22 protein-coding genes are annotated in these 23,403 nt (G+C 71.7%); 14 read left to right on the top strand and 8 right to left on the bottom strand.

The annotated features are described in order from the left end of the window. Complete coding sequence (locus FRAAL_RS03790; RefSeq protein WP_011602120.1) at positions 1–1,389, bottom strand: MFS transporter; 1,389 nt, start codon at positions 1,387–1,389, stop codon at positions 1–3. Between the two features lie 79 nt (positions 1,390–1,468). On the opposite strand from FRAAL_RS03790, the gene FRAAL_RS03785 reads away from it, so the two are divergent. Both FRAAL_RS03785 and FRAAL_RS03780 read left to right on the top strand, forming a co-directional pair. Then, a complete protein-coding gene (locus FRAAL_RS03785; protein ID WP_041938801.1) occupies positions 1,469–2,050 on the top strand; it encodes a metallophosphoesterase family protein in 582 nt (193 codons plus the stop codon). Next, positions 2,047–2,682, top strand: a complete 636-nt coding sequence (locus tag FRAAL_RS03780) for a dihydrofolate reductase family protein (RefSeq protein WP_231861495.1) — start codon at positions 2,047–2,049, stop codon at positions 2,680–2,682. The genes FRAAL_RS03785 and FRAAL_RS03780 overlap by 4 nt, the downstream gene beginning before the upstream one ends. On the opposite strand, the gene FRAAL_RS03775 is transcribed toward FRAAL_RS03780, so the two are convergent. Next, positions 2,679–4,274, bottom strand: coding sequence for a DMT family transporter (locus tag FRAAL_RS03775; protein ID WP_157891985.1), 1,596 nt, complete (start codon positions 4,272–4,274; stop codon positions 2,679–2,681). The two genes, FRAAL_RS03780 and FRAAL_RS03775, sit on opposite strands and share 4 nt — an antisense overlap. Positions 4,275–4,659: 385 nt before the next feature. Here FRAAL_RS03775 and FRAAL_RS03770 point away from each other — a divergent pair, with 385 nt between their 5' ends. The 3 genes from FRAAL_RS03770 (at position 4,660) to FRAAL_RS03760 (ending at position 8,508) form a co-directional block, all read left to right on the top strand. Beyond that, a complete protein-coding gene (locus tag FRAAL_RS03770; RefSeq protein ID WP_041938799.1) occupies positions 4,660–5,505 on the top strand; it encodes an enoyl-CoA hydratase-related protein in 846 nt (281 codons plus the stop codon). A gap of 193 nt (positions 5,506–5,698) precedes the next feature. Then, positions 5,699–6,457 (top strand): SDR family NAD(P)-dependent oxidoreductase, encoded by a 759-nt coding sequence (locus FRAAL_RS03765; protein ID WP_041938798.1) that lies wholly within the window; start codon positions 5,699–5,701, stop codon positions 6,455–6,457. 194 nt (positions 6,458–6,651) lie between these two features. Beyond that, positions 6,652–8,508: a glycoside hydrolase family 3 protein gene (locus FRAAL_RS03760; protein WP_041940146.1), complete on the top strand. Its 1,857-nt coding sequence runs from the start codon at positions 6,652–6,654 to the stop codon at positions 8,506–8,508. Positions 8,509–8,560: 52 nt separating this feature from the next. Here the strand turns inward: FRAAL_RS03760 and FRAAL_RS03755 are convergent, their stop codons facing one another. Further along, a complete protein-coding gene (locus FRAAL_RS03755; protein ID WP_231861494.1) occupies positions 8,561–9,439 on the bottom strand; it encodes an SAM-dependent methyltransferase in 879 nt (292 codons plus the stop codon). A 645-nt stretch (positions 9,440–10,084) separates the two neighbouring features. Here FRAAL_RS03755 and FRAAL_RS34570 point away from each other — a divergent pair. The 5 genes from FRAAL_RS34570 to FRAAL_RS03730 are packed head-to-tail and all read left to right on the top strand — an operon-like array spanning position 10,085 to position 14,427. Beyond that, positions 10,085–10,747 carry a hypothetical protein gene (locus tag FRAAL_RS34570; RefSeq protein ID WP_011602112.1) on the top strand — a complete coding sequence of 221 codons (663 nt, stop codon included), beginning with the start codon at positions 10,085–10,087 and terminating at the stop codon, positions 10,745–10,747. Positions 10,748–10,759: 12 nt separating this feature from the next. Beyond that, positions 10,760–11,668, top strand: a complete 909-nt coding sequence (locus FRAAL_RS03745; protein ID WP_011602111.1) for a hypothetical protein — start codon at positions 10,760–10,762, stop codon at positions 11,666–11,668. A 1-nt stretch (position 11,669) separates the two neighbouring features. Then, positions 11,670–12,791 carry an ATP-grasp domain-containing protein gene (locus tag FRAAL_RS03740; protein ID WP_011602110.1) on the top strand — a complete coding sequence of 374 codons (1,122 nt, stop codon included), beginning with the start codon at positions 11,670–11,672 and terminating at the stop codon, positions 12,789–12,791. Next, a complete protein-coding gene (locus FRAAL_RS03735) occupies positions 12,788–13,585 on the top strand; it encodes a hypothetical protein (RefSeq protein WP_157891984.1) in 798 nt (265 codons plus the stop codon). The genes FRAAL_RS03740 and FRAAL_RS03735 overlap by 4 nt, the downstream gene beginning before the upstream one ends. A 32-nt stretch (positions 13,586–13,617) precedes the next feature. After that, positions 13,618–14,427: a phytanoyl-CoA dioxygenase family protein gene (locus FRAAL_RS03730; protein ID WP_157891983.1), complete on the top strand. Its 810-nt coding sequence runs from the start codon at positions 13,618–13,620 to the stop codon at positions 14,425–14,427. 74 nt (positions 14,428–14,501) lie between these two features. Here FRAAL_RS03730 and FRAAL_RS03725 read toward each other — a convergent pair whose 3' ends face one another. Then, the gene (locus FRAAL_RS03725; protein ID WP_011602107.1) at positions 14,502–14,948 is read right to left on the bottom strand and encodes a MarR family winged helix-turn-helix transcriptional regulator; all 447 of its coding nucleotides are present in this window, start codon (positions 14,946–14,948) and stop codon (positions 14,502–14,504) included. Positions 14,949–15,238: 290 nt separating this feature from the next. On the opposite strand from FRAAL_RS03725, the gene FRAAL_RS03720 reads away from it, so the two are divergent. Next, positions 15,239–16,150, top strand: a complete 912-nt coding sequence (locus FRAAL_RS03720) for an LLM class flavin-dependent oxidoreductase (RefSeq protein ID WP_011602106.1) — start codon at positions 15,239–15,241, stop codon at positions 16,148–16,150. 109 nt (positions 16,151–16,259) lie between these two features. Here the strand turns inward: FRAAL_RS03720 and FRAAL_RS03715 are convergent, their stop codons facing one another. Then, entirely contained in the window at positions 16,260–18,203 is a 1,944-nt protein-coding gene (locus FRAAL_RS03715) for a hypothetical protein (RefSeq protein WP_157891982.1), read from the bottom strand. Between the two features lie 603 nt (positions 18,204–18,806). On the opposite strand from FRAAL_RS03715, the gene FRAAL_RS03710 reads away from it, so the two are divergent. Beyond that, a complete protein-coding gene (locus FRAAL_RS03710; protein WP_083866973.1) occupies positions 18,807–20,174 on the top strand; it encodes a phosphotransferase family protein in 1,368 nt (455 codons plus the stop codon). Positions 20,175–20,205: 31 nt separating this feature from the next. On the opposite strand, the gene FRAAL_RS03705 is transcribed toward FRAAL_RS03710, so the two are convergent. Then, complete coding sequence (locus FRAAL_RS03705) at positions 20,206–20,586, bottom strand: cupin domain-containing protein (protein WP_157891981.1); 381 nt, start codon at positions 20,584–20,586, stop codon at positions 20,206–20,208. Positions 20,587–20,899: 313 nt separating this feature from the next. After that, positions 20,900–21,265 carry a DsrE family protein gene (locus FRAAL_RS03700; RefSeq protein ID WP_041938794.1) on the bottom strand — a complete coding sequence of 122 codons (366 nt, stop codon included), beginning with the start codon at positions 21,263–21,265 and terminating at the stop codon, positions 20,900–20,902. A 94-nt stretch (positions 21,266–21,359) separates the two neighbouring features. Here FRAAL_RS03700 and FRAAL_RS03695 point away from each other — a divergent pair, with 94 nt between their 5' ends. Together FRAAL_RS03695 and FRAAL_RS03690 are read left to right on the top strand one after the other, a co-directional pair. Beyond that, positions 21,360–22,022, top strand: coding sequence for a TetR/AcrR family transcriptional regulator (locus FRAAL_RS03695; protein ID WP_063822678.1), 663 nt, complete (start codon positions 21,360–21,362; stop codon positions 22,020–22,022). A 69-nt stretch (positions 22,023–22,091) separates the two neighbouring features. After that, complete coding sequence (locus FRAAL_RS03690; protein WP_041938793.1) at positions 22,092–22,802, top strand: hypothetical protein; 711 nt, start codon at positions 22,092–22,094, stop codon at positions 22,800–22,802. A gap of 101 nt (positions 22,803–22,903) precedes the next feature. Here the strand turns inward: FRAAL_RS03690 and FRAAL_RS03685 are convergent, their stop codons facing one another. Continuing rightward, positions 22,904–23,263 carry a hypothetical protein gene (locus tag FRAAL_RS03685; RefSeq protein ID WP_197537245.1) on the bottom strand — a complete coding sequence of 120 codons (360 nt, stop codon included), beginning with the start codon at positions 23,261–23,263 and terminating at the stop codon, positions 22,904–22,906. Between the last annotated feature and the right edge of the window lie 140 nt (positions 23,264–23,403).

Genomic DNA, 23,403 nt, shown 5'->3' with positions numbered 1-23,403 from the left:
TCACGGGGTCGCCGGCCCGCCGATGTCGGTCGCCGGCGGGGCGATGTCGGTCGCCGGCGGGGCGGAGACTCGCCCGTCCGTTGCGGAGTCGGCACGGGGGGCGCGCAGCGCGGGCGCGAAGACGATGATCGTCGCGAGCAGGAGGAGCACGACCGTCAGGGCACGGTGGAGGCCGACGAGTTCGGCGAGCCCGCCCACGACGGGCGGTCCGGTCAGCCAGCCGGCGTAGCCCACCGTGCTGACCACGGCGATCGAGGTTCCCGCCGACTCGCCGAGCCGGCCGGCGGTGGAGAACACCGCCGGCGCCACGCAGGCGGTGCCGATGCCCAGGGCGCCGAACCCGATCACCCCGGCGGCGGAGCCGAACGGCAGGGCGCCGACCGCGAGCGCGCCCGTGAACCCCACGCCCGCGACCGCGGTGAAGGCTCGCACCGTCCGCGGTGGCCCGTAGCGCGCCATCGCGCGATCGCCGACCAGGCGGACGGCGAACATGCACACCGTGAACGCCACGAAGCCCGCCCCGGCGACCCCGGCGGCCGCGCCCGTCACCTCGGCAAGGTAGACGGCGCTCCAGTCCGCGGCCACCCCCTCGCACAGGAAGCTTCCGAACGAGACTGCGCACAGCGCGGCGAACCGCCCCGACCACCGGCGGCCGCGCCGTACGCGCGACCGCTCGGTCGCCGCGGCCGCCCCTGCCGCCGCCGCCCCTGCCGCCACCCGCGCCGGCACCGACTGGTCGGCAGCGGGCCGCGCCCCCGACCGCTCGCCGGACGGTTCGGCGACCGGCCCCGCCAGGTCCGGCAGCATCCACCAGGTGGCCGGTAGGGCGACGGCCAGGCCGGCCGCGCCGAGCGTGGCGAACTGGGCGCCGACGGGCACCGCCAGCGCCGCGGCGGCGGTGCCGATCCCGGCTCCACTGAGCGCGCCGGCCGTCCACGCCGCGTGCGCCGTGGCCATGATCGGCCGACCGTACCCGCGCTCGATCCCGATGGCCTGGGCATTCGCGGCGATGTCGAGGCCGCTGCTGGTGGCGCCCCACAGAAAAAGCAGCGCGAACAGCGACCACTGACCGCCCACCAGCGGAAACAACGATCCGACGGCGCAGTAGCTGGGCAGGGCCGCGCGCACCACCCGGACGCTGCCGAAGCGGGCCACCGCGATGCCGACGAGCCACAGTGTCAGGACGGCACCGACCGGCGCGCCGAGCAGGGCCAACCCGAGCCGTCCGTCGCCGAGGCGCAGGTCGGTCTTGATCTGTGGCACCCGCGGTGCCCAGCTCGCGAACACCAGAGCCAGAACGAACAGCGCGATCATGGTAGCGACCCGAGCGCGGCTCAGGTTCCGACGCCGCGACGGGCTGTTCCCGCCGGTCACGGCCGCACGCCTCATCCCGTCACCCGGTCTCCAACCGGCCGCCCGGCGACGGGGTCACCCGGCCGGCTCCGACGCTGCATCGGATACTGGCCGGATGCGGCTGGTCATGCTGTCCGACACGCATCTTCCGACGCGGGCACGCGCGCTGCCCGCCGAGATCTGGACGGCGGTCGAGGAGGCGGACGTCGTGCTGCACGCCGGCGACTGGATCAGCCGGGACGCCGTCGACGAGCTCGCGGCGCGGGCGGGGCGGCTGATCGGCTGCTACGGCAACAACGACGGCCCGGACGTCCGCGCGGTCCTGCCGGAGATCGCCCGGGCCACGCTCGGGGGGCTGCGCTTCGTGGTCGTCCACGAGACCGGCCCGGCCCGGGGACGGGAACGTCGGATGGCCGCCGCCTACCCCGACGCCGACGTGCTGGTCTTCGGTCATTCGCACGTGCCGTGGGACTCGACGGTCGAGCGCTCCCCCGGGCCGGCGGGTGCGGGCGGCCCGGGGGCACGGACGCCGTCGACGGTGGCGAGCCCACTGCGCCTGCTCAATCCCGGCTCCCCCACCGACCGTCGCCGCCAGCCCGCGCCCACCTATATGACCGCGATGGTCGTCCGAGGTCGCCTCGACGACGTCGTCCTGCACCCGCTGCCGACCGGTCGGGTGAACCGAGGGAGCGCATGATGGGCAGGTTGATCTACTCGGCGATCACGTCGCTCGACGGCTACGTGGTCGACGCCGAGGGCCGCTTCGACTGGGCGGTACCCGACGAGGAGGTGCACGCCTTCGTCAACGACCTGGAGCGGACGATCGGCACCTACCTGTACGGGCGCCGCCTGTACGAGGTGATGGCGGCCTGGGAGACGATGCCCACCGACGCCCGGCCCACCGACGCCCGGCCCACCGACGCCCGGCCCGCCGACGGCGATCGGAGGCCCACCGGTGGCGACAGGCGTCCGGTCATGCTGGACTACGCGCGGATCTGGCAGGCGGCCGACAAGGTGGTGTACTCGACGACCCTCGACGGCCCCTCCACGTCGCGCACCCGGATCGAGCGGAGATTCGACCCGGACGCCATCCGCCGGCTGGTCGCGTCGGCCGAGGGCGACGTCTCCATCGGCGGGCCCACCCTCGCCGGCCACGCCATCCGGGCCGGCCTGGTCGACGAGTGTCACCTGTTCCTCACACCGGTCGTGGTCGGCGCAGGGGTGCGCGCGCTGCCGGAGGGCGTCCGGGTGCGGCTGGAGCTGCTCGGGCAGCACAGGTTCGCCGGCGGCGTCGTGCACCTGCACCACCGCGTCACCGGCGCCCGCTAGCGGCGCGCTCCCTGCAGACGACGACGCGGCCGGTCGGGGCTCCGGCCACCGGCGTCGGCGGCGAGGATCCGGCGGGTGGCGCGGCGCAACCGGTCGGCCTGGCGGCGCAGTTCCTCAGCTCTCGCGTCGAGCTCGCGCCGCGCCGCGATCAGTCCCGCGGCGGGCACCGCGTCGCCGCCGAGCACGTCTCGCGGCACCGGCGCCGGCACCGATACCGGCGCGGACGCCGGCACGGTCGAATCGGCCGGAAGCCCACCCGGCATCGGCACGTGGGCACCGGCGCTCACGACCCGGCCGTCGAGGTCTGACCGGGCGTCGAAGTCTGTCCGGGCGGCGAGGTCTGTCCGGGCGGCGAGGTCTGTCCGGGCGGCGGCGGCGCCGGCCCAGACCACACCGGCGCCGGCCGGACCGGCGGCACCGGGAGCACCGGCGGCGCGCGGCATCGGGCGCCGCCGGTGGGAATCGGGGCGCACGGCCTGGACCGCGGCGACCGCCCGCGCCGGCCGCCGCGGCCGGAGCTGTTCCTCGAAGCGGTCCCGTTCGTCGGCGAGGCTCGCGAGCTCCTCGCCGATGCGGTCCAGGTCGCGTTGCAGGCGTCGGCGCAGGCGCCGCACCGCCGGGCCGCTCGACCCGGCCTGTCGGCTGCGCCGCAGGTCGTGGCGCAGCCGCTCCAGATCGTGGTGCACCTGCTCCTCCAGCCGGGACAGCCGGCCCTGCGCCTGCCGCGCCGCCAGCCGCGAGAGTTGGCCGGTGATCAGCGGCGAGCGTGCCAGCGCCCGGACGCCGACCGTCATCACGATCAGACCGAGCAGCTCGCCGGCGAGCGCGAGCGGGGTCAACCGCAGTCCACCGCCGAGCAGCCCCACGCCGATGGCGACGCCGGCAAGCGGCTCGACGCTGACCGACGCCGGCAGCGACGCGGGCAGCGGGGCCATCTCGTAGGCGCTCTGCGCGAGCAACGCGCTGATCACTGCGACGGAAGCGACCGCCCAGGGCAACCAGGACCGGGCCAGGGCGTCGACGCCGTCGGCGGTCGCCAGGTGGCCGGCGGCGCTGACGAGCGCGGCCTGCAGCGCGGACAGCAGGCCCGCGGCGCCGGCCAGCAACGGCGCCCGCCGCACGGCCGCGAGCCCCCGCGTCCCCCAGACCGCGCCGAACACGATCAGCCCGACGAGGACTCCGGTCAGCACCCAACCGCCGGAGGTCGCGGCCTCGGAATCGCCCGCGTCCGGGTTGCCGGCGTACACGAACAGGGCGAGCCCGATGGCAGTCGCGGCGGCGGCCGTCCAGTCCCGCCGCGGCACCACGCGGCGCGCGAGCAACGCGGCGAGCGGCAGGGCGAACAGGAGCTGACAGATCTGCAGCGGTTCGACGAGCGCGACGGCGCCGTGGGTCAGCGCGGCCCCGGCCAGCAGGCTGCCCAGGGCGCCGATGGCGACGCCGAAGTCCCACAGCGGCCGGCGCACCAGCCACAGCAGCAGTCGCAGGCGCAGGACGTCACCGGGGGGCGCGCGGAAGGCCACCCGCTGCTGGATGACGGCGGCCACCCCGAAGCACACTGCGGCTCCCAGGCCGAGCAGATAGGTCGCCACGCCTCCTCGATCCCGCCGTGGTCCCGTCGCGCCCGCCGGCGACGGTCCGTCCGTCGCCTCGTGACGCCGGCCCCCGGCGTGTGCCCGGCCCGTCGACGGCCGGTTCCCCACAGGGTGTCATGCCGGTGGCCGGATGGCGGTCAGCGGTCGTTCATCCGTCCCCGTTCGGGCGCCGCGGGCGCTACATCTCACACCGGACGGCGACCGGGACCGCTTCACGGGCACCCCGGCTCGACCCCGCGCAGTCGGCCGACCGCACCCGGCTCGTCGTGTCCCAGGTCGCCGGCCGGACCCGCGGACCCGGCGACGGCGCGCACGCGAACATCGCGGGCGGTATGAAGGGACGGCAGCCAGATGTGACCGGAGCGACAGAGGCAGGTGGACGATGCCGGTGGACACCCGGACGACCGCGGAGCATGACGATGCTCCGGTCCGGTACGACGTGGCCGACCAGGTCGCGACGATCACTTTCGACCGTCCGGACAAGCTGAACGCGCTGACCGTGGCGATGGGTGACCGGCTGTTCGCGCTGCTGCGGCGGGCCGACGCCGACCCTCGGGTTCGGGCCGTGGTCATCACCGGAGCGGGGCGGGCGTTCTCCGCCGGTGCGGACCTCGCCATGCTGGCGAACACCCCGGTCGAGGGTCGGGACTCGCTGATCGTCTCGCCGGAGAACGGCCCCGCGATGATCCGCTCGCTGCGCCTGCCGGTGATCGCGGCGATCAACGGTCCGGCGGCCGGGCTGGCGTTCGCGGTCAGCCTGGCCGCCGACGTTCGGTTCGTCGCCGTCGACGCGAAGCTGTCGCTGCCGTTCTCCCGGCTGGGTCTGTACTCGGAGTACGCGTCGGCCTGGCTGCTGCCCCGGTTGATCGGTGCCGGCGCCGCCGCGGACCTGCTGCTGTCCGGCCGGGTCTTCCTCGGCGCCGAGGCGGGCGAGCTGGGTCTCGCCCAGCGGGTCCTGCCTGCCGCCGAGGTGCTGCCGGCAGCCTGGGAATATGCCCGCGACCTGGCCCTGAACTGCTCGCCGGACTCGCTGGCGATGATCCGCAGCATGATCGACGACGCCGCCGTCTCGCCACTCGCCGCGCACTATGCGGCGACCGTGCCGGTGATGCGCGCCGGCCTGCGCGCGTTCGACTTCGACGAAGGCGTCGCCGCCCGCCGGGAGAAGCGCGCCCCGCAGTTCCGCGAGCGCGTCCCCGGCGGCACGGACCAGCCGGCCTCGGCCTGACCGGCGCGCGCAGGCCTGGCGGTGGCCGGGCGCGCCGAGAAGACGGTGCAAGCGGCGCGGAGTACGCCCACACCGCTGCTGCGGCGGTCGGCGGGGGGTGATGGGCGCCAGGGGTCGGGGCATCGACGAGACTGGGGACGTCTGGGTACAAGCCGATGCATTGCGACATCAACCGGCGCGAGGAGGCGTTGCGATGAGCGAGCAGGCAGGGACGGCCGTGGTGACCGGCGGCGGGACGGGGATCGGCCGGGCGATCGCGCGGGCGCTGGCCGAACGCGGCGACCGGGTGGTCATCGTCGGGCGCCGCCCCGATCGGTTGGAGTCCGCGGCCAAGGACATCAACGCCGAGGTCGGCGGCCCGCCGGTGCTGTCCTTCGCCGCCGACGTCACCGACCCCGACCAGGTCGAACGCCTCGCCGAGTTCGTGACCGGCGAGTTCGGCACCCTCGATGCGCTGGTCAACAACGCGGGCGGCACCCACCCCGCGCCGGTGACCTCGCTGCGCGACCTGGCGACCAGGCACACGACGCTCTACCTGCAGAACGTCGTCAGCGCCCTGCTGGTCACCCAGGCGCTCGGCCCCGCGATCCGGCGGCCGGGCGGGCGCATCATCATGATCAGCTCCAGGTCGGCGCGCAGTGCCGGCGGCGACCCGGGTTACGCCGCCACCAAGGCCGCGCTCAACCGGATCGTCGTCGGCCTCGCCAACGACTACGGCCCCGACGGGGTGACGGTCAACGCCGTCGCCCCCGGTTACGTGCCGGACACCGAGCTGTACTCCGGGGCGATCCCGACCGAGTGGCACGAGCGGATCGTCGCGGGCATCTCGGTGGGCCGCGGCGGGGAGCCCGCCGAGATAGCCACCGTGGTCCGCGACCTCGCCACGCCGGGTTCGTCGTTCGTCAACGGCACCGTCATCGAGGTCGACGGCGGCCTGCGCCCCAGCACCTGACGTCACCCAGCACCTGAAGTCCACCAGGCACCTGAAGTCATCCAGTCAAGTCGGCCCGTGCAGGGCGGACTCACGGCCGTCCTCGTTCACTCGGATGATCAGGAAGGCGGTCGATCACTCATCGACACGATGAGTTCCGGTACTCCGGACGCGGGGCCCGATCGGTGGTGACCAGATCGGTGGTGACCGGGTCGGTGGTGACCAGACGGCGGCGCCGGCCGCCGCGGGCCGTCGTCGTGCTGCTGGCCTGCCTCCTGCTGGTCGCGGGCTGCTTCGGGCGTGATCCGGAGCGGACCGGCGGGGACGGCACCCGCGGCGCCACGCCCCCGGCCCCGGACGCGCTCGCCGCGGCCGTCGACGCGGCGCACCCCACCGCGTCCCCGGGGACCGCCGCGACGGCGGACCCCACTCCGGGGTCGGCGACCGACGACGCGGAGACGGCGTGGGTGGACTCGACGCTCGCGCGGATGACGCCCGAGCAGCGGATCGGCCAGTTACTCATGGGCTACGTGTTCGGGACGACGCCGGATGACCGCACGCCGGCCGCACTGGCCGGCAACCGGACGGTCGCGGGCACGGACACGGCCGCCGCCGCCGTGCGCGAGCTCGGCCTCGGCGGCGTCGTCCTGTTCGACGCCGCAGGCGCCGGGCCGGGTGCGTTACCCGACAACGTCATCGCCCCCGGCCAGGTCCTCGGCCTCACCGCCGGGTTACAGGGCGCCGCGGCCATTCCCCTGCTCGTCGCCGCCGACCAGGAGCAGGGGCCGGTGATGCGGATCCGCGACGGGGTGACCCTGCTGCCCGACGCGATGGCGCAGGGCGCGAGCGGCCGCGTCGAGGACGCCCGTGACGCCGCCCGGGTGACCGGCACGGACCTGCGTGCGCTCGGCATCAACGTCGACTTCGCCCCCGACGCGGACGTCAACACCAACCCGGCCAACCCGGTGATCGGCGAGCGGTCGTTCGGCGACGACCCGGCCGCGGTCGCCCGCCTCACCGCCGCGGCCGTGAGCGGATTCGCCTCGGCGGGGGTGGCCGCCGCCCCGAAGCACTTCCCCGGGCACGGCTCGACGTCGGTCGACAGCCACCTCGACCTGCCGGTGGTCGCGTCCTCCCGCGAGCGCCTCGACGCCGTCGACCTGGCACCGTTTCGCGCCGCCGTCGCCGCCGGGGCGCCGATGGTGATGGTCGGGCATCTGCTCGCCACCGCGTTGGACGGCGGGTCACCGGCGTCGCTGTCCCCGTCGGTGGTGACCTCGCTGCTGCGCCGGGAGCTCGGCTTCGACGGCGTGGTCGTCACCGACGCGCTGAACATGGCAGCCATCACCAGGCGGTACTCGCCCGGCGAGGCCGCCGTGCGGGCCGTGCTCGCCGGCGACGACCTGCTGCTGATGCCGCCGCGGCTCGTCGAGGCCCGCGACGGCCTGCTCGCCGCGCTGCGCAGCGGCCGGATCCCGGCCGGCCGCATCGACGAATCGGCGCGGCGCGTGCTGCGCCTGAAGTGGCGCCTCGCGCATGCCTCCCCGGCGCCGGCCGGTGACGGACCCGCCGTGGCCGCCCGGGTCGCGTCCCGGTCCGTCACTCTCCTGACGCAGGACTGCGGGATCCTCCCCCTGCGCGCGGGCGCCCCGGTCACGGTCGCCGGCTCGTCCACCGCGGCCGCCCGCCTGCGCGCGGCCCTCGCCGCCCGGGGAGTCGTCGCCCCGGCGCCGGGCACCACCGCGCCGCCCCCCGGCGGATCCGCCGCCGCGGGCCCCGGCGGCGCCGCTGAAACCGCCCCGGTGACGATCGTCCTCGCGGGAGGCGCCGGGCCGCCCGCCCGCACCGGCCCCGGCACGGTCGTCGTCTCCACGGCCACGCCCTACCACCCGCCGACCGCCGCCGCCGCGTGGCTGGCCACCTACTCCGCCGACCCGGCCTCCCTCGCGGCCCTGGCCGACGTGCTCACCGGCGCAGCCCCGCCGCGCGGCCGCCTCCCGGTCGCCGCGACCGCCCCCTCGGGCCGTCCCCTCCCCCGCGGCTCCGGCCTGACCGCACTGCGCCCCTGCTGACCCCCGCCCGCCGCGCCGGACCGGGGCCGGCCAAGCGCCGAGCGGGCGGGCGTCAGCCCTTGCGGCCGATGGCCCCGTAGGCGCTGACCTGCGCGTCGGTCAGGTCGGTCGGCACGGTGGCGTCGGGCCGCCAGCGGTGCACGCAGACCAGCCCCGGGTCGAGTAGTTCCAGGCCGCCGAACAGCGCCTCGATCTCGGCCCGGGTCCGGGGCCGCAGCGGGATGCCACGCGCGCGGTAGGCCTTGGCGCCGGCCTCGATCGACGGGTCGTGGTCGGGCGTGAGATGGGACAGGACGAGGTAGCTGCCCGCCGGCAGGGCGTCGACGAGCCGGCGGACGATGGCGCCCGGGTCGTCGGAGTCGGGCAGGAAGTGGCCCACCGCGAGCAACGACAGCGCCACCGGCCGGGACAGGTCGAGGGTGTCCGTGACCTCCGGGGCGGTCAGGATTCGCCTGACGTCCCGCACATCGGCGTCGAGGTAGGCGGTCCGTCCCGCCGGGGTGCCGGTGAGCAGCGCGCGGGCGTGGGTGAGCACGATCGGGTCGTTGTCGACGTAGACGACCCGGGCGCCCTCGACGGCCTCCTGCGCTATCTCGTGCAGGTTCGGGCTCGTCGGGATCCCCGTGCCGATGTCGAGGAACTGGTCGATGCCGGCCTCGCCGGCCAGGTGGCGCACCGCCCGGGCCATGAACGCCCGGTTGGCGCGGGCGGCGACGCTCGCGTTCGGTGCGACGGCCCGAGCCTGCTCGGCGGCCTCCCGGTCGGCGGGAAAGTTGTCCTTCCCGCCGAGGTAGTAGTCGTACATCCGGGCCGGATGCGGCAGGTCCACTCGCAGCTCCACCGGCTTCGGGTCGTCGGCCACGGACTGCCACCATGGCGTGTCGCCCGAGCCCTCGGACGGTTGCGGATCCGTGCCGATCTCCGCGTTCACCGCTGCCTCCACTACGCTCGTCCGCCCCGATCGGCGACAACAGCCCAGGTGCCTGATGAGAGGATAGGAGAGGTTCGTCCCCGGTTCCCGGAGCCCCGCCCCTCGATCCGGCCGGCGCCTCGGGCAATCGACAGCGGCGGCGACGAAGCCGTCGGATTCCCACCGGGTGTGACGGTGGCCCGCGCCGGGATTCGTACACGTCCGGGTGGCGTCCCGTGAATCGGCGACCGCCGGAACCGGCGAACGCCGTCCCGCAGTTTCCCGCTTTCCCGGCCAGGGCCTCGACCCGGCCGCCGGCGCCTGGGGAAACGTTCGTCAACGCTCGAAAAACGTAACCGCCGCTGGCTACGATGGAGACCGTGGAGGCCGCCGTCACGTTCGGTCGAGCTTCAATGGGCGCCACGTTGCAGGTCGGCGTGGTGCTTCCAGTCTCCGAATATCCCTGGAAACAACCATCCCACCTCGACGTACGAGATCCTGCGCAGCAGGCGGAGTCCGCGGGCTTCGACTTCCTCTGGGTCTTCGACCATCTCCTGTTCCACCCGCCCGGCGACGCACCGCCGGCACCATCCCACGACGCAGCACCAGCTCACCACGCAGCAGCACCTGCTGACAGAGCAGCAACGCCAAGGAGGTTGACCGGCGATGCCCTGGTCCATGGACGAAGCCCGCGTGATGCCGTTCCTGACGGCTGACGACCGCCACAACGTGATGGCCGTGCTGTGGTCACGACTGCAGAAGGACACGACCGAGTCGCCGGAGGAGACCTCCTCCGAACTGCTGACCGCCGGGCTGCCCGGCACCTTCGCCAGGAGCCCGTCCGGCAAGTTCAAGGACTTCAAGGACGGCAAGGACGGGAAGGACAGCAAGGACGGCAAGGAGGGGAAGGACAGCAAGGAATGGAAGGATGTCAAGGACGGCAAGGACGGCAAGGACCGCAAGGACGGGAAGGAATTCAAGGACACCAAGGATTACGGAAAAGACACAAAAGATACCAAAGACGGGAAAGATCGGTGGGATCGGGCGGATCCGGGCGTCGGCGCGCCCACCACGCGCTTCCCGAACGACACGTCCGGCCGCTCACCCGTTGGCTCGCCCAGCGTCGAGCACCCGCCTGACCGATATGCGAAGGACGGCAACCCGCAGGACGGTCACCTCGATGATTCCGAGTGGGCACGGGCGTCGGCGACGGGCCGCACCGGCCACGACCCCGGCCACGACCCCGACGACGTCGCCGACGACGTCGCCGCCACGCTCCGCGCCTCCCGGATCAACCGCTACCTGCGGCTGGCCGGCGTGGTGATCTGAACGAACGCCACGATGACCGCCGAGACCGACGCCGCAGCCCCCGCCTCCCTCGCGCCGACAGCCCGGATCACGCCAACGCCAACGCCAACGCCCGGTCTCACGTCCGCGCTGGACGAGGACGACCTGCTGATCGTCGCCGAGCCCGATGACGCGGTCGCCTCCTTCGTAGCCGAGTACCTGGACGAGGTCGGCCGGCGTGCCGTCGTCCTCGACCCCTTCCACGCGGCACAACTGTTCACCGTCGCGGTGTCGGGCAGGTCCGCCCTCGTGACGCCCCGGGTGCCGATGTTGTTGCGGGTTCCCCCGCCCCCCGTCGTCGGCGCCGGTGCGCGCCCCGACGCGCAGTTCCAGTACCAGGAGTGCGTCGCCCTGCTGTGGGCGGCGGCCGCCCTCACCGACCTGCCCGTCGTGAACCGGCCGTCCGTTGTCGCGTTCGGCAGCGCCGTCTCCGGCTCGGCGGCCCTCACCGACATGGCGGCCGGGCAACCGGTGAGTTCGATCGAGGTCTTCTCCTCGACCTACCCCGACCCCGCCCGCCAGACCGACGAGGCGTGGTGGGTGCAGGACGCCGTCACCCGGGAGACGGCGCGCTGGCCGCAGCCGCCCGCGGCCGGCGGTCCGTTCCGGGCGCGGTGGTCGGCGGCCGACCCGGTCTTCGAGGTGGTGGTGGTCCTCGCCGGGTCCGCCTGGCGATGCACGACCGCCGAGATCGACGACCTCGACCTGCCCGGCCGCAGCCTGGCGGTGGTCGAACGGCTCGGGCTCACCCTCGCCGCGCTGATCTGGCGGGTCGGCGACGACGGGGGCAGCGCCCACCTCGTCGACGTCGATCCGTTCCCGGGGCTCGACATTGTTCGCATGACCTGGCTCGGTCTCGGTCCGCATCTACTCACGGTCCTGTTCCCCGGATCGGAGGCCTGAGGTGGGGAGTCCCGGCAGCCAGGCCGCGCCGCCGCGCGACGCAGGCGACGGCCCGCCCGACCATGTCGCCGCACCGATCTACGCGATCGGGCTGGGCTCGGATGGCACCTGGCGACACTTCGTCGACGGGGCGGGCCGGCGCGGGGCCGGCGTCGTCGCGATCGACCTCGCCGACGTCGTGCGCACCGGCGACTGGCGGCTGGCGATTCCGGACGACGGCGCCAGTCGGCTCGTCACCGGCCGGCAGGCGCTCGACCTGGACCCGGCGGGCGGGTACTTCGTCCGGCTCGCCGACCTGTCCAGTCTGGAAGCCGCCCCACGGCTGGCGGCCCGGTGGCGCGCGCTCGTCGGCGCTCTGGCGGCGTGGCTCGACCACGTGCCGGGGCCCGTCGCCAACCGGCCGAGCGCCTGGGCGGACAACGGCGCGAAGCCGCTGCACGAGGCTCGACTCGCGCGGGCGGGCTTCGCGGTACCGGAGAGTCTGACCAGCTCCGACGGCGAGCGGCTGTGGGCGTTCGCCGCGGCCGGACCGACGATCGTCAAGCCGCTGTCGGGGGTGCGCGCCCGGACCCGACGCGTCGCCCCGGGGGAGTTCACCGTGGCCGCCGGCTTCAGCACCGGGCGGGGCCCGGTGCACCTCCAGCGGTACGTCGCGGGAGTGGACGTCCGCGTCCACGTCTGCGGTGGCGCCGTCCACGCCCAGCAGATCGTTCGACGCCGATCCGACGGGGACGGACAGGGCGCCGCGGCGGTCGACTACCGCGAACTCGATGCCGCCGACCTCGAGTTCAGCGACGTCGACCTGCCCGGAGACCTGGTGAGGCTGCTCGTCGCCGCGACCGCCGAGTCCGGCCTGCTGCTCGCCGGCTGGGACCTGCGCGTCGACGGGGACCGGTACTGGGTGCTGGAGGCGAACCCGATGCCCGGCTACGACTGGTACGACCGCCGGGCCGGCGGCGTCGTCACCGCCTCCTTGGTCGACCTGCTCACCCGCCGCCCAGCCGCCTTCGGACCCGCCGTCGACCGGCCCACCGTCGATCAGCCGACCGCCGACCAGCCGACCGTCGACCACGCCGCACCTGTCACGACAACCCCCGGACCCGCTGCGAGGAGGATGGGATGACCACGATCGCAACCACGGCCGCGGGGACGACCATGACCGCAGGGACGACCACGACCGCGAGGACGACCGCGGCCAGGTCCGCGGCTCGGCCGGACGTCTCGACCGTGCGGCTGTTGTCGGCGCGGGAGGCCGAGAACGTCCGTGACGCGGTGCACCGGGAGCGGCCGAGCTGGATCGAGCGAGGCGCCGGCTTCCACACCCTCGGCACGCCCAGTTATCTCGACCTCACGCCGAACTCTCAGTCGGGCGACTACCACGATCGCGCCGCGCGGCACCGGCCGCTGCTGTGGGATCGGTTCGGCTGGCTCTACAACCGGCTCGCCGCCGCGCTCGTCGACGTCCTCAATGCCCCGGTCCGGTTCACCGAGTGGTTCGCGTTGCCCGGGTTTCACGTGTGGTTCACCGAGGCCGTGTTCACCCGCCCACGCGCCTCCGTGCACTTCGACCTCCAGTACCGGCTCTTCGACTGGCCCGATGAGGTCGACGCGAGTCGGGTGTTCTCGTTCACCCTGCCGCTGCGGGTGCCCGCGGCCGGCGGCGGCCTCAACACCTGGCCGGTCAGCCACGCCACGTTCCTGGAGGCGATGCGGCGGGATCTGATCGACAGTGTCGGCGACCTGCGGCGCTTCCACCCGCTCCAGTACGTGCCGTACAGCCCCGGTGAGCTCGTCGTGCACTCCGGGCTGCTGCTGCACCAGATCGCCCCGTCGGCATCGGTGCGCCCGGGAGACGAGCGGCTGACCCTCCAGGGGCACGGCATCTGGAGCGGCGACTCCTGGCTGCTCTACTGGTGAAGCTGCCCGGACCGGGGAGGGGGAGCAGTCGGATGGCGGTGCTGACGGCGGCGGATCGCGACGCGTTCGTCGAACGCGGCTTCTGCGTGCTGCGGGCGGCGTTCACCGCCGCGCAGGCGGCCGCGGCCCGTCGGGCGGTCTGGCGGCGGATGACGCAGAAGGCCGGCATCCGCGAGGACGACCCGAGCACCTGGCCGCCGGGCTACGACATCGAGGAGCGGCTGGCGGTGCCGGAGGTGCTCGCCTGCTTCACCGACCCGCTCGCCCACGCGATCTCGGACCTCGTCGGACCCGGCCGGTGGCGCGGCGAGCGCGGCTGGGGGTTCTGGCCGGTGAACTTCAGTCACGGCGCCGGCGACCCGCGTGAAGTGCCGACCACCGGCTGGCACGTCGACGGCAACTGGTTCCGGCACACGCTCGACGCGTCCCGGCAGGGTCTGCTGGTCATCGGCCTGTTCTCGGACGTCGAGCCGGGCGGCGGCGCGACGCTGGTGGCGGAGGGCTCCCACCTGCGCACCGCGCGGGTGCTCGCCGAGCATCCCGGCGGCCTGACCCACCTGGAGCTGTTCGAGGCCGTCCTCGCCGAGCCCATCGGTAGTTTCACCGAGTTGACCGGAGCGGCCGGGGACGTGATCCTCGCCCACCCCTTCCTGTTCCACACCCGCGGGTTCAAACGAACCGGACCACCCAGGTTCATCAGCAACACCGAGGCGGGGCTGCGCGCTCCCCTGCGCCTCGACCGCGAGGACGACGCCGATGACTCGGTGCTCGAACGCTCGATCCGCGCCGCCCTCGCCGCCCCGCCCCCGACCTTCGCCACCCCTCTGCGCTGCCGCTTCTGATCGTCATCGCCCCGCGAGCCGGTGGCAGGCTCACGGCACGCGGAGACGACCCGCGCGGGTCGGACCTGCTCCGCTCAGGACGCGAGGGCACCGAACACGTCGGGAACGCCCTCGTCGACAACGATCTCGGTGGCGATGCGGGCCAGATGATCCCGATCGGCGGCCGGGACGTGGGCGACGAGGTCGGTCAGCCGCTGGCTGACCTCGTCGTAGAAGGCGTCGGTGAGCCGCTTGCCCTCCGGGGTGAGGGAGACGGTGACGGCGCGCCGGTCGGTCGCCGACATGGCGCGACCCAGGTAGCCGCGGCGCTCCACCCGCTCGACCAGGCCGGTGACGCTGGACTTGTCCAGTCGGAGCATCACGCTGATCTCACCCATGCCGCGGGACTGGTCCCTGAGGACACACATCAGTTGGGCCTGCGGCACGGACAGGCCGTGACCGGCGCAGACGTCGGCGTAGATCGAGTTCACCAGGTAGGACAGCCGCACCAGGGCCACCGGTGTCGTGAACGTCGCGCCCACCGCGGATCTCCCTCGCGTCGCCGTGCGAACACTGTACCGCCGGCAGTTGGCATTGCCGACCTTATTGATTCGTGATACATACTATATGTGATCCAAACTAAGAGGTCTCCGACGCCGCCGAGGCGGCCTCACTGCCAGCCACACCGGGCCCGGCGAGCGCACCCGCGCGCTGAGCCGCTGGAGCGCCGCCGCCTCTGCTGCACCTGCGGGCCGAACACATCCGTCGAAGGACTGACGTTGACCCCACCAACCACAGCGATCACCCCGACCCCCGCCGGGGGCGGTGCGCGGTGAGCCGCCTGGACGGGTCCCGGCTGGTGTTCGGCGCCGGCGGTGCGGTGAGCGGGCTGTCCGCGTCGCAAACCCTGGATCTTGCCCAGAGCGCCGACGAACTCGGCTACGACCTTTTCAGCCTGAGCGACCACCTGCACGGTCACAGCCGGACCGTCGAGCCGCTGTCCGCCCTGAGCTGGCTGGCCGGCCAGACCCGCCGCATCGAGCTGGCCACGAACGTCCTGGCGCTGCCCTACCGGCCGCCGGCGGTGGTCGCGAAGACGGCCGAGACGCTGGACCGGGTCTCCGGCGGCCGGTTCGTCCTCGGCCTGGGCGGGGGCGGATACGACGAGGAGTTCCGCGCCTTCGGCCTGCCCGACCGGACCCCCGGGCAGAAGATCACCGGTCAGCGCGAGGCCATCACGATCATCCGCGGGCTCTGGTCGAACGAGTCAACCACCGTGCGCGGCCGCGAGTTCTCCGTCGACGGCGCCCGCATCGAGCCTCGCCCCGACCATCCGATCCCGATCTGGCTCGGGTCGTACGGGCCACGGGCGCTCGCGCTGACCGGTGAGCTCGCCGACGGCTGGTTGCCGTCGGTGGGCCGCATCGGCCTCGAGGGCGCCCGCCGGATGCGCGAGTCCGTGCTGGCGGCCGCCCGTGACGCGGGCCGCGATCCCGCCGCAATCACCTGCGCCTGCAACGTGATCGTGCGCGTCGGGGCGCCGCCGCAGCCGGGCGCCGGCGCGGTGGCCGGCGGTGTCCAGGAGGTGATCGACCAGCTCCTGGAGATCCTGGCGGTCGGCTTCACCGCGCTGCTGCTGGCCATCCCGACCGTCGCCCAACAGGAACTCGTGGCCCGCGAGATCATCCCGGCCGTCCGCGCCGAGGTGGCCGCCCGCGGCCTACCGCCCACCCACGTCGGCTGACCACCCACAGCCCGGCCGCCGCAGCCGCATCGTCGGCCGGGCCCGATCTGACAGGTCGCCGAGCCGGAGAGGCCCCGGCGGCCTGCCGGCACCTCCCGGAGCGGCCTCGCTACCGCCCCCAGACACTCTGCTCGATCGCGTAGATCACTGGCCCCCAGGCGGAGATTACGTCCGACAACTGCCGTTGTCCTTGCAACGCCTTGCCGCTGTACCGATATCGTTCCCATTCGTTCCGGAGAAAGATGAGTTCGCCCTCGATCCGCACGACGTCGGCCGCGACGAGCGCGGCGAGGGCTGCGCTGAATTCGGCGGGCGGGAACGGCTGCCGCCCCTCGAACTTCTTGATATAGGTGCCTCGTTCACCGGAGTGTCCATGAGCCCGGGTGAGGTTCATCAACTTGTTCAGGAAGCGAACCACCTTCTTGTCGGGAGCCTCTTCGTCCACCAGTTCTACCCGATATTCGAACCAAGGATAGTGCAACTTCATCTCCGATGACACTCGGAATTCAAGTTCGCTGGTTGCCGGCAACTGGGTCGAGCTTGGCGGAAGCTGCAGCGAGTCGCGCGCCTCGATCACCACCGACGGCTCCGACTCCCCACCAGCCGAGTCGACCTCGGACCGTCGGGCAAATTCCAGCGCAGGCCCCTCGAATCGCACGGCTCCGGCGTGGATGAACAGGTCGGGGCCGAGCACGGTTCCCTGAGGCTTCCCTTTGATCACAACAGCGCCCTGACTGCGCACCGAAAGTTCGGCGAGCGGGCCGAGGATCTCCAGGACATCAGCCGAGTCGGGTATCAGCTTGAAATTGGTCACACGTGCCGGTTCACCACCCCGATCAATTGCGAACATTCCATCGAACGTGCCGTCCAACTCCTGCTTGATACTGGTGTTCGTCATCGATCTGATTGACTCGGAGGCGATGATTGAGGCGTGTAGCGCCGCAAACTGAGTCTCGGTTATCAGCAGATCGCTTTGCCCGCCGACGAAGTCGAGCAGCAACCCCGAGGTGTCACCGATCTCCACAAGGCGTGCCGGCGAGAACACCGAGTTATCGAATTCGACTGATGCCACATAGGATTCGAATACCGGGCTTGCCCATTTGTTCTCGGTCCGGAACGGATGCTCAGAGGCGAACGTTGAGATACGCTTGACATAATCCTGCCGGGCCGTGGCACTGGCGATGTAGGCGAGGTCCGGCGGGTCAGCTCCCTCCAAGAAGTGACAGAGCCAGCGGGTTTGCTCGTGCGGCCGGTAGGTGAGCTTCGGGTCGACCCCGATTTCCACGGCCATCGAACTGATCTTGGTCTGATCTCTTTCCAGTAGTCCACCGAGGATGCGCTGCAGCAGCTCGATCCGGCCTTCCGCCGGAAGACCGTCGGGCTCGAACTGCTGACGTATACTCAACAGATTTGGACGTTTGATCAGCATGGCTGCAACCGCGTCGAGAACGGGCGGGTACCCGACAAATGCCCCGGCGTGGGGGCCCTCTGCCGCGCTCCGCAGTGATGCCACCAGCGCGTCACGTGCAGCCCGATACTCGAACGAAGAACAGGTCGCTTCCGGATCGCGCTTCTGCACCACGCCATCGATGTACTCGGCACACTGAGGTGCCGCGAAATGGGAGATCTCCCACCAGGCCACCCGGAGATTGAGATCGCACAGCCCAACCCAGACGTCCTCTAATGTGCGCTCACGCCCGAAAAGCACATATCGAAGACCGTGTTCGGCGAGTAGTCCGAGAGACTCAATGAACTCGGTCCAGGACACACCCGAAACCCGAGCACGCGCCTCATCCAGGGAGTCGACGACAATGAACTGATGCCGGTCCTTATCGAGACGACTCCTCACATCGTGGCTACCAAGGTACTGGCCGAGCGCGTATTCCAGGGAAGTCGCGCTCACCGCCTTGTCGAGTTCCAGACGCCAAAGCGGGGCATCGAGCCGAGCCGCTATTTCCACCGCCGCCATACTCTTACCCGCCGCTCCTCGGGCGGACACCAGCGTCACCGGCGGGTATTCTTCGTTCTCCTTCTCCACCAGTACGGGTGGCACAAAAAAATCCACTGCGGCTCGACCTGGTATCCCAAAGGCAGCGGTGTCGTTTCCCCTGAAAGACGAAATCTCGAAACTTTCACAGAACTCGTCGAAGGTCCGTGTCGATCCTGATCCCACTTCCCACCCCCCGGTGTCGGCCACGTAGGCAGATCGCCCCTCCGGCACAGGTAATGGGTCGGTGAGCCCGGAGGGAGTCGTAGGATATTCCGGCGACGGGTGGAGACGTGACGGGTCCCGGTCTCTGGCCTGTCGGGTTTACCGTCAGTCAGCGATGGCCTCACCGGCCGCGCGGGGAGCCTGATGCCGAGCCATGGGGCCTCGGGCTTGGACCGTCCCAGGCTCCGGGGTTCCATGGCGACATTGCCTGCCTTCGCGCGCGGGCCCACGGCGGTCCGTTCCCGGGGACCGAGGTGAGATGCGAGCGGGACGGGAAGGGCCGCGTCGATGGTCCGCTCCCAGGGCCCGTCCGGGGCCCCGCGGGCTACTGTCGTCGACGAGCCGCCGGCGCGTGCCGGCCGCGCATGTCAGGAGACCGGCGCGACTGTCCGTGCGAGGGTGAGGGGAGCCGCGCCGAGGACTGCTGGACACCGGAGGATGATCATGGCTGCATCGGATGCCCGTGACACGGAGTTAAAGGACGACGGTCGCGTCATAGCCTGGCTGGAGTCCCTGCTCGGCGGCCAGGTCGTGTCGTGGGAACGGCAGCCGAGATGGCGGCCCATGTGGTTCGTCGACATCGACCGCGGCGGCGTCACCGAACGCGTCGTCGTGCGGGGCGAACGGTCCGACACGTCCCTGATCTTCCCGCTCGAACACGAGATGCTGTTCCAGCGGCTGCTCGACGAGCACGGTGTCCCGGTCCCGCGCGTGCACGGCTGGTGCGACGAACCGAGGGCGTACGCGATGGCCGCCGTCCCCGGCCGGCCCGACTTCGCCGGCACCACCGACGACGAACGCCACGTGGTGGTCGACGAGTACCTGCAGGCACTGGCGAGGATGCACCAGCTCCCGGTCGAGCCGTTCAAGGCCGCCGGGGTCATCTCCGGGACGTCGCCGAGCGACTCCGCGATGATCGGAGTACGCCGGTTCGAGCAGCACTACCGATCGAGCAAGACGCGCCCCGACCCGCTGATGGAGTTCGTCCTCGGCTGGCTGCGCCGCCACCCGCTGCCCGCCTCCGACCGCGAGGCGCCCATCGTCTGGGACTCCGGCCAGTTCCACCACGCCGACGGCCACCTCGTCGCCCTTGTCGACGTCGAGATCGGCCACATCGGCGACCCGATGATGGACCTCGCCGCCTGGCGGATGCGCGACACCGTCATCCCCTACGGCGAGTTCCCCGTGCTGTACGACCGGTACGCCGAGCTGACCGGCCGGCCCGTCGACCTCGCCGCCATCCAGTGGCACCACCTGTTCTTCACCCTCACCAACCAGCTCTCCTTCCACGGCCCGCTGGCCCGCCCGACCCTGGACACCGACTACATGACCTACGCCCAGTGGGTCAGCGAGACGAACCTGCACGCCGTCGAGACCATGGCGGAGTACCTGGGCATCGACCTCGAACCCGTGGAGATCCCCGAGCCGGTCTCCTCCCCCGTCTCCATCCCGCACCAGCACCTGTCCCGCTCGCTGCGGTCGATCTCGGTCGAGGACCCGTACGTCACCTACCAGATCCGCATCGCCTTCCGCCTGGCCCGCCACCTCGAACGCGCCGACCAGATCGGCGCGGCCGTCACCGAGGCCGATCGGGAGGACCTCGCCCGGCTCGTCGGCCGCGCGCCGAAGAGCTGGGACGAATGCGAGACGGCGCTGGAGAACTTCGTCCTCGCCGACGAGGGTCGCCACGACGCGGAACTCGTCGTCCTGTTCAACCGCCGCTGGCAGCGCTACAAGGCTTTGATGGGCCCCGCCGGCTCCGCCATGGCCGCCCACCACACGATGCAGCCCTTCGGACGCTGGCTGGGCTGAGGGTGCGCACCGCGGCGACCTGCCCGCCGCTTTACTCGACTGCCGTATCCCCGGCGGCAGCAGGGCCGAGGCCCCGGAGAAGCTCGTTACGGCCCGTCGTGACCGAGACGTGCACCATGGCAGTGTCGTCCGCTGCGCCGTGCACGTGCGACTCTCCGGGCGGGCTGACGACGATGTCCCCGGTCGACACCTCGGTCCGCACTCCATCGACCTCCACGAAGCCCTGGCCCGAGAGGATGACAAGCGTCTGACCACCGTGGTGCACGTGCGGGGGCGTGGCGGATCCCGGCTCGAATCCGACGATGGCGACGTCGAGTGAGTCGTCCTGCCCCGGACCGCGTAGCCACAGCGAGGACAGTCCCTGATGCTGCGGCCCCAGGTCCGGCACCGATGCAGCGCGAACAATCTCCACCGAGGGTCCTTTCAGTCGGAAGAATCGCGAAAGTCGTGGACCACCGTTCACTCCGGCCGGGGCGGGCCGTCCGACGGGCGGACCAGGCACGGAACTCAAGCATCACCCCGACCTCGTGCATCGGGACGACCGCGTCGCGGTAGCGGCGGCCGTTGACGCGCCTGGGTCGACAGGACGGCCAACACCGGCCGGGTCGTGGTCTGCCCCGTCGTGCCGGGCGAGGACGCCTGGCAACGCGCCGACCAGATCCTGCGCCGCGTCCTCGGGCACTGACGCGGGCCAGCCCGCATGCCGACGGGCAGAGAACGCCGGTTCAGTAGCTGAAGGTCGTCGCGCCGTCGTCGCCGATCCAGTTCCACATCGGGACGGTGCCGTTCAGCTCCGCGCCCTCGATCAGCAGGCTGGCGTCGATGTTGCGGGCATCGACGCAGATCGGGCACACGAAGTAGCGGCCACCGGCGATCCTGTATCGCTCGACGAGCGACTCCAGCGGCGGGCAGCCGGCACAACCCTCGCCCTTCGCCTCCCCGGGCAGTGCCAGCCGGACCGCCTCCTGGGTCAGGAACATGAGCGTCTCCCTGCCGGTCTCCGCGGCGCCGACCGCCACGAGAAACGCGACGGTGACCTTCTCGAGGTCCTCGAGACCCGTGGTCAGGCTGATGACCGCCTTGCTCGCCATCGGCGAACCCTCCTCCGCAGTATAAGAACGAACGTTCGTTTTTATAGAGCGATAGTACGAACGATCGTTTCTCGCGTCAACTAGGATGTGGGTCATGGCGGAGAGGGCGACGCGCACGCGCCAGCGACGAGCGGACGGGGATCGCACCCGCGCCGCGATCCTCGACGCGGCGGTGCGACTGTCGACCGTCGACGGCCTCGAGGGCCTGAGCATCGGCAACCTCGCGAAGGACCTGGGCATGAGCAAGGGCGGTGTCTACGCCCACTTCGACTCCAAGCAGGACCTGCAGCTCGCGACCGTCGAGGCGGCTGGCGTCATCTTCCGGTCGGAGGTCATCGAGCCCGCGCTGACGGCCGACCCCGGCGTGCCACAGCTCCTCGCGTTCTGCGACGGCTTCTTCGATCATCTCGAACGGCGGGTCTTCCCCGGCGGGTGCTTCTTCGCGGGCGCCGCGCTGGAGATGGGGACGCACCGCGGACCGGTGCAGGAGAAGGTCGCCGAGTTCCACTCCGGCTTCGTCCAGCTCATCCGCGACGTTGTGCGAACAGCGGTCCAACTCCGACAACTGCCGCCCGACGAGGATCCGGCAGCGCTCGCCCTGGAGCTCAACGGCACGCTCCTGGCGGCCGACACGAGCTTCGTGATGTACGACGATCCCTCGGTGCTGGACCTCGGTCGCCGGGTGGTGCGCCGTCGCCTGGGTCTCGCCGTGACGCGGCGAGATGAGACACCAGAGGAAAGCGAAAATCCGCAGTAGGCGGTCGATGATCGCACGGCACCCGACCGCCGCGGCTCTGCGACCGCGCCGTCTCCTCTCGGGAGTCACATGTCATCGATAGTGGTCAATGTCGCGATCGGCGTTCCGACCAGCGTCGTAACCGGGAGTCTGGTCTGGAGCTGGCGGCGAGTCGAGTTTCTTCGACGAAAAGGTCGGTACGGAGCGTTCTTCGGCCTCTCCGGCGCCGGGGAGTGTGCCGTCGTCATCGGGCAGCAGATGAACAACCCGTTCGGCGTGCAGCGCTCCGATGTCAGAGCGTTAGTCGAGGTGGCGAGTATCGCCAACGACGGAGGCACGGGGTTCCAGATTTTCCAGTCCGACCAGTTTCGGGAGGGCACCGGCGGTCGGGTTGAGTTCTGCATCGGTGGCCCCTTTGCCAACAACCGAACAGCAGGGCATATCGCGACCTACCTCCCCGGCGCAGGTTTCACACCGTACCGCCGAGATCAGCCCGACTCGATCGCGATAGTCGCCGGCGGTTCCGAGTTTGTTCGAGAGCCCGGACTGCGGGAATTCGTGATAATGGCCAGGGTCTTCCCTTCCCCAGGCGCTCGGCCGCTATTTCTGATTGCCGGCCAGACGGGGGTCACCAACCTTGCCGCCGCACACTATTTGCGGTGCCGGTTCGAGGAGCTGCGCCGAGCCTACGGCGCCGACCGCAGGTTCTGCCTTGTCCTGCGGTTGGACCGACCCGACGTCTACGGCCACGAGTCGGTTCACCTCGCGAGCGACATCACGGCAACCGCCTTTGCATCGTGACCGCCATGGCACCGTCCACTCCGTCCTGCAGGTGCGTGCGCATGATTCTACCGAAATTCCTCGGTCAGCACACCTGGACCAGGTGATGGCCGCGGATTTTGTCAGGACAGGACCCGTTGGACGGCTTCGAGGCTTGATCCACCGTCGGAGTTGAAGGCGATCCTGGCGGCCGGCGCGCCGCTGTGAATGAGGTTGACCACGGTCTCGAAAAACTCCAGCAGCGGCTCGGGCTTGCGAATACCGCCGCCGATGACAATGACATCCCATGCTTGGCCGACAACCGCTCGCTTGATCCGGTCCACGGCCGACTCGTCGAGTGGGACGAGGAGTTGCTCGACCAGACAGCCAGCCGCCTGGACGCGCTCAAGGCCGTGCGCGAGACCGCGCGCAATCGCCTCGGCGTCGACACCCGGCAGTGCGTTGGGGTCAAAACCGACGATCAGGACGCGAGTGACAGCCACCTCCGCAGGATAAGGGGGACGCATACGAGCGATCCACCTCCGCAGGCACCGGCCGGGGGCCGTAAGAGAGCTGTCGCGCAGCGGTCGGCGTGGCTGCCCTCCTCGGCCCGAGCGGCTCCAGATCTGGGATCAGGCCGTCG

The organism is Frankia alni ACN14a (genome assembly GCF_000058485.1).
GTDB lineage: Bacteria > Actinomycetota > Actinomycetes > Frankiales > Frankiaceae > Frankia > Frankia alni.
This window is presented reverse-complemented; position numbering and strand designations above follow the sequence as displayed.

Bases quoted from the DNA above. Each gene is read 5' to 3' on its own strand.
- FRAAL_RS03700 (WP_041938794.1), bottom strand. From the start codon at position 21,265: ATGGCGAGCAAGGCGGTCATCAGCCTGACCACGGGTCTCGAGGACCTC.
- FRAAL_RS34570 (WP_011602112.1), top strand. From the start codon at position 10,085: ATGCCCTGGTCCATGGACGAAGCCCGCGTGATGCCGTTCCTGACGGCT.
- FRAAL_RS03735 (WP_157891984.1), top strand. From the start codon at position 12,788: ATGACCACGATCGCAACCACGGCCGCGGGGACGACCATGACCGCAGGG.
- FRAAL_RS03780 (WP_231861495.1), top strand. From the start codon at position 2,047: ATGATGGGCAGGTTGATCTACTCGGCGATCACGTCGCTCGACGGCTAC.
- FRAAL_RS03745 (WP_011602111.1), top strand. From the start codon at position 10,760: ATGACCGCCGAGACCGACGCCGCAGCCCCCGCCTCCCTCGCGCCGACA.
- FRAAL_RS03790 (WP_011602120.1), bottom strand. From the start codon at position 1,389: ATGAGGCGTGCGGCCGTGACCGGCGGGAACAGCCCGTCGCGGCGTCGG.
- FRAAL_RS03695 (WP_063822678.1), top strand. From the start codon at position 21,360: ATGGCGGAGAGGGCGACGCGCACGCGCCAGCGACGAGCGGACGGGGAT.
- FRAAL_RS03785 (WP_041938801.1), top strand. From the start codon at position 1,469: ATGCGGCTGGTCATGCTGTCCGACACGCATCTTCCGACGCGGGCACGC.
- FRAAL_RS03690 (WP_041938793.1), top strand. From the start codon at position 22,092: ATGTCATCGATAGTGGTCAATGTCGCGATCGGCGTTCCGACCAGCGTC.
- FRAAL_RS03730 (WP_157891983.1), top strand. From the start codon at position 13,618: ATGGCGGTGCTGACGGCGGCGGATCGCGACGCGTTCGTCGAACGCGGC.
- FRAAL_RS03770 (WP_041938799.1), top strand. From the start codon at position 4,660: ATGCCGGTGGACACCCGGACGACCGCGGAGCATGACGATGCTCCGGTC.
- FRAAL_RS03710 (WP_083866973.1), top strand. From the start codon at position 18,807: ATGGCTGCATCGGATGCCCGTGACACGGAGTTAAAGGACGACGGTCGC.
- FRAAL_RS03765 (WP_041938798.1), top strand. From the start codon at position 5,699: ATGAGCGAGCAGGCAGGGACGGCCGTGGTGACCGGCGGCGGGACGGGG.